The sequence below is a fragment of the Litorimonas cladophorae genome (assembly GCF_014652455.1).
Lineage (GTDB): Bacteria > Pseudomonadota > Alphaproteobacteria > Caulobacterales > Maricaulaceae > Litorimonas > Litorimonas cladophorae.
The window spans coordinates 1-4,046 of the sequence record NZ_BMYV01000005.1; the positions used below are offsets into that span (position 1 = coordinate 1).

Sequence of the window (4,046 nt, forward strand, 5' to 3'; positions counted from 1 at the left end):
CTTTCCAGTTAAGTCAATGTGCACCTGACTGCCCGTTGAAAGAAGACAGCTTTAAAATGGCACAGAATCCGAGAGCGGGGAGACGATTGTTGGATTTAGTTGTAAGCAACTGAAAGGATTGCGTTCTAACTTTTCATTAGACGGGATACTTTGTCTGACATCTATGTGTGGCCCATCAAGGGTATGGTCGCTGTAGCGAAAATAGATCCGACGTAGATTTTGCGCCAAAAAAAGAGCCGCAGTGACGCGGCTCTTTTTCAATATTCAATCTGTGGGAAGAACTCTATTTCTGAATGACAATCGACTTGGTGTTCACGAACTCTTTTAGTCCAAAACCGCCATGTTCGCGGCCGTAGCCAGAGTCCTTCACGCCGCCGAAGGGCATATTGGGCACAGCGAGCCCGAAGCGATTGATAAAGACCATGCCTGTGTCAAAATGCTGGCTGGCCAGTTCAATCGCTTTGTCGGTGTCGGTGGTCAATATTCCGCCGCCCAAACCAAATCGGCTATCATTGGCAATACGCATAGCGTCGTCTGCATCTTCGGCTCTAATCAAAGCGGCCACGGGTCCGAACAATTCGTCGTCATAGGCAGCTTGGCCTGGCAAGACATTTTCAAGAACCGTCGCGGGATAAAAACACCCTGTGCCTTCGGGTATTTCGCCGCCCGTTAAACACGTCGCCCCTTTTGCGATACTTTGCTGAACCTGCGCATGTAGGTCGTCGCGTAGATCTTTTCGCGCCATGGGGCCCATATCGGCGCTGTCCGACATTGGGTCACCCGTTTTCAATGCCGCCATAGCTTCAACAAATTTGTCCCTGAACGTGTCATAAATAGCGTCCACGACGACGAAGCGTTTCGCCGCGATGCAGGTTTCCCCATTATTATATGTCCGCCCAAGAACGCAAACCTCAACGGCTTGATCAATATCCGCATCCTCTAGAACAATAAATGCGTCGTTGGAGCCGAGTTCGAGAACTGTTTTCTTCAGCGCTTTAGCCGATTGCTGCGCAACAATACGACCGGCGCCTGAGCTACCCGTCAAAGTCACACCTCTCACGCGGTCATTATTAATGACGGCCTCAGATTGATCATGCGAGATAACGATGGATTGAAACAAGCCTTTGGGAAGTCCTGCCGCGAGGTAGATTTCTTCGAGAAGTTTCCCGGTACCTGTCACGATCTCGGCATGTTTGAGCAAGACCCCATTCCCCGCCATGAGGTTGGCAATAGAATAGCGAGCCACCTGATAGCTGGGATAGTTCCAGGGCTGGATGCCGTAAATCACGCCAATCGGCGAATAGTTAATTATCCCGCGCGTTTCTTCGTCAATATCGCTTTCTTCATTTTCCAATTCAGAAGGCGCATTTTCGGCCGTCCATTGACAAATGGCAGCGCATAGCTCGACCTCATCCTCGCTTTGGCTGAGAAGTTTACCCATTTCCTGGGTCATAAGTTTGGCGAGTTTGGATTTATTTTTAACAAGCTCTTCGCCAATCTGGCCGATGATTTTGGCTCGCGCCGCTGGTGTTTCTAACTTCCATTTTTGGAAGGCCGTGTGACAATCCTCAACCGCTTTCGCGACTTCGAAATCTGTCAGCATTGTGTAGCGGTTTAGTGTCTCTTCGGTGGCTGGATTCGTTGTAACAATCGTTCCCATTATGCGTTCTCGCCTTCTTTTCTTAGAAATGGATAGTCAATATAACCCTCTGCGCCGCCACCGTAGAATGTCTCATCATTTGGTTCGTTAAGCTCTGCCTCTGTACGGTAACGTTCGGGTAAGTCTGGATTTGCGATGAAGGGGCGACCAAAAGTGATAGCGTGAGCATAGCCCGATCCGATCGCTTTCGCGGCACGGTCAGCGTCATAGCCGCCGTTCCCAATATAAAATCCCGAGTAAAGCTTCCTGAGTTTTTTGATTAAAGCCTCTTCGTCGCTGCCTGCATCATTTCCAGGAAATTCTTCGACGACGTGGAGGTAGGCTAATTTTTTTTTGTCCAACATTTTGTAGACATAAGAGAACGTGGCTTCAGGATCGCTGTCACTGATGTCGCCTGCGTGACCCAAGGGGGACAGGCGCACGCCGATGCGGTTGCGGGGCCAAATTTCTGATACTGCCTCGAGAATTTCTGCCAATAAACGCGTGCGATTTTCAAGTGACCCGCCATATTCGTCATCGCGCTTATTTGTGCCGTCCTGCAAAAATTGATCCAGCAAATATCCATTTGCACTATGGACTTCGATACCGTCGAAACCCGCCTCTTTTGCGCAGCGGGCTGCGGTTACAAAATCGGCAATTGTGTCTTTAATTCCGTCTTTCGTCAAAGCGACAGGTTCGGAACAATCCTGAAACCCATCCGCCGTAAAGGTTTGGGCGTCGGCTTGGATCGCACTCGGCGCGCCAGGAGACTTTCCATCGGGGAGCAACGAAACATGGCTGATACGGCCCACATGCCACAGCTGGCAGAAGATGAGTCCACCGCCCGCATGGACCGCATCGGTGATTGGCTTCCAACCTTTAACATGATCTTGGGTATAAATGCCCGGCGTATCTAAATAGCCTTTGGCGATATCGGAAATTTGCGTCGCTTCGGAAAAAATTAGTCCAGCAGCGGCGCGTTGATTGTAATAAATCTGCGCCATCTCGGTTGGGGTTCCATCCGAGTTTGAACGATTACGCGTCAACGGCGCCATTAGAATGCGATTAGAAAGTGTGAGCTCGCCCATATTTATGGGGGAGAATAATTGGGTACGGTCCATTTTAAAGTGCCTGCGTCTTGGGTGGATTCGCGTAATCAACGAGCCGCAGGGACTATAGTTCCGTGATTGAGGGGTAAGTTAGAGATGTGGGCGAAAATGACGCATCCGCCGCACGTTAAAAGCGTGTGTGAAAACCGCTAATCACTGCGGCTATGATCAACCCAGATTAGGCTGTCTGTGTTATATCCCAGCGCCTTTGATTGCTTGAGAAAATCGGCGCGGGTGGCGTCGGACACATTGGGTGTGCGCGAGAGCAACCAGAGATAATTATCTTTGCCTCCGCTAATATAGGCGGTGCTGTAATCGGTTTTGTCCAGATCAAAGATTATATAATTGCCATAAAATGGGCCAAAGAACGAAACCTTCAGATGGCCTGTTGTTGGATCGCTGGCATATTTGGCTTTCCCTACGGCGTCTTCGAACTTGCCTTTCTTCTCATTATAGCCTCGGTTCAGCACCGTGATTTTACCATCATCGCGTTTGGTATAATTGGCCGTGACATTTGAAAGGCCGCGTTCGAAAGAATGGTCCAGTCGCGCAACTTCATACCACGTGCCTAAATAGCGGTCCGTTTCAAACCCTGACACAGGAACAGCCGCGACAGGGTTTCCCGCGCAAGCCGTGAGCGCGAGCATGGGGAGAAAAGAAAGAACAAAATTTTTCATAGTGGGCCTTCCGCGCGGCGGGACAGTTAGACGGTAATATAAACAAGAGTACACAGCGACACGCTTTCCCGCCAATAAAAAAGCCGGAGCGTCGGCCCCGGCTTTGGAATTCAAAATTCTTATCGAATTTAGTTTTGCTTGGGCGCCAAGACCATCGTCATCAGACGACCTTCCGTTTTCGGCTCAAATTCAACTTTACATTCTTCGGCAAAGTCTTCTTTGACGCGGGCCAGCAAGGTCATGCCGCGATCCATATGGGCCATTTCACGGCCACGGAAACGCACAGTCACTTTGACTTTATCACCACGGTCGAAGAACTTCTGCATGGCTTTGGTTTTCACACCATAATCATGCACATCGATATTCGGACGCATTTTGATTTCTTTCAACGCCTGTGTGCGTTGGTTTTTACGGTTTGCGGCCTTCTTCTTCTGGTTTTCAAAGCGCATCTTACCATAGTCCAGCACCTTACAAACAGGTGTCAGGCCAGGGGCAACTTCGACGAGGTCGAGTCCAGCGGCGCGCGCGGCCTCTAGGGCCTCGCTTAGAGGGACAGTCCCTCTTTTTTCTCCATCGGCCAAAATGAGTAGGACATTATCGGCGGTAATGTCACGATTTACG

The 4,046-nt window shown here is 50.0% G+C and carries 4 protein-coding genes; all 4 read right to left on the bottom strand.

The window, feature by feature from the left end:
* Positions 1-283: 283 nt before the first annotated feature.
* Positions 284-1,660: an NAD-dependent succinate-semialdehyde dehydrogenase gene (locus tag IE073_RS14055; protein ID WP_189587180.1), complete on the bottom strand. Its 1,377-nt coding sequence runs from the start codon at positions 1,658-1,660 to the stop codon at positions 284-286.
* Positions 1,660-2,760 carry an alkene reductase gene (locus IE073_RS14060; RefSeq protein WP_189587181.1) on the bottom strand — a complete coding sequence of 367 codons (1,101 nt, stop codon included), beginning with the start codon at positions 2,758-2,760 and terminating at the stop codon, positions 1,660-1,662. Before IE073_RS14060 ends, IE073_RS14055 begins: the two co-directional genes overlap by 1 nt.
* A gap of 137 nt (positions 2,761-2,897) precedes the next feature.
* Positions 2,898-3,425 (bottom strand): lipocalin family protein, encoded by a 528-nt coding sequence (locus IE073_RS14065; protein ID WP_189587182.1) that lies wholly within the window; start codon positions 3,423-3,425, stop codon positions 2,898-2,900.
* A gap of 128 nt (positions 3,426-3,553) precedes the next feature.
* Positions 3,554-4,046: translation initiation factor IF-3 (gene infC, locus IE073_RS14070; protein WP_233350121.1), on the bottom strand; the 493-nt coding region annotated here is incomplete at its 5' end.

Excerpts from the sequence above, each read along its gene's own strand:
- IE073_RS14055 (WP_189587180.1), bottom strand. The coding sequence starts at position 1,660 with ATGGGAACGATTGTTACAACGAATCCAGCCACCGAAGAGACACTAAAC.
- IE073_RS14065 (WP_189587182.1), bottom strand. The coding sequence starts at position 3,425 with ATGAAAAATTTTGTTCTTTCTTTTCTCCCCATGCTCGCGCTCACGGCT.
- IE073_RS14060 (WP_189587181.1), bottom strand. The coding sequence starts at position 2,760 with ATGGACCGTACCCAATTATTCTCCCCCATAAATATGGGCGAGCTCACA.